Annotated in this window: 1 protein-coding gene; it reads left to right on the forward strand. The window is 29.8% G+C overall.

Going from position 1 to position 1,165, the window contains the following annotated elements; all coding sequences use genetic code 11:
- Window positions 1-1,165: hypothetical protein (locus N5D90_RS17035; protein WP_280063473.1), on the forward strand; the 1,165-nt coding region annotated here is incomplete at both ends.

A 1,165-nucleotide genomic window follows, 5' to 3' on the forward strand; every position in this document is an offset into this window, starting at 1 on the left:
TATAAATTTCAAGAAATTCTATTTCCTAAAAGAGCTGTAAAAAACGTCGAAGAAAAAGTTTATCCTGTTACTTATATACAAGGTGTAAAAGCTGACGAAACAGGACGTGTTGATATTTCAGGCATTGCTTGGAATTATACAAGTCCTTCGATTCGTTATTCTGGAATATTAGATAAATCAGCCGATGCGACATATAATCAATTACTAGGAGTTGACAGCAACGGAAATGCTGCGAAAGTTGGACTTAACGCTATAACTAATGCGATGGCGAAAAGTTCAGATTCGCAGAAAGACGCTTTTAGGTTAGCGAGTAGAAAAAGTACAGAAGGTTATTCAGTTGGAGTTCCTCGTGTTGACTACATTTTACCAAATCTAATTGCTAATAATAAAGATGAAATAACTTATGTATCTGTCGTTGGTTTAAATCTTTTGTTGAATCTACAGGATTGTGAAGTTAGACTTATCAATGTTGCCACAAATCAAGAATATTTAGTTTCTGTAATTCAAACTATAGCGCAATCATCATCAATGTTTTCTTTTGGTTTTAATTTTTTCAACAAACCTGTAGGAGATTATAGAATTTTTGTGCGAAATGGCATATTAACTAATATTGATACAACTGTATTTACATTAGTTGAAAGTATTTCTACTGAACCTTTAGCTGTTAACTTTAATAGATATTTTAAGGAAGGACTTTCAGAAGCTTATAAAAATACATTTACTATTGGAGTTAATAGTTTTTCCAAAATTAGAGATAATGTAACTTTAGGTAATATACCTATTTTCGCAGGAGTTTCACTTACTCCTGTAATACTTGACCCGACAAAAGATTTTATATTAAAATTAAGTATGAGTGTAACACTTCAATATTCATCATATTTAGGAAAATTTTCTGTAGGATTATCACAAAATCCTGTTGATAATATTAATAATTCTGCTGAAATAGGTGTTAGTATTAATACATCCAACGTTAATTCATCTTTAACAAATAAAGTGTTAGCTATTTTGAATTCTGGTTATACACCTAAAAATATGGAAATAACTTTTATTAAAAAAGGTAGTATATGTTCAATTGTTATAAAATCTGATAACATCTATACTTCAGATGTAGCATCGCTTGATATTGTTAATCCTCTAAGCTTAGTAATAACATCTAACTCATGTG

This window comes from Empedobacter sp. GD03797 (assembly GCF_029842105.1).
Classification (GTDB): Bacteria; Bacteroidota; Bacteroidia; order Flavobacteriales; family Weeksellaceae; genus Empedobacter; species Empedobacter falsenii_C.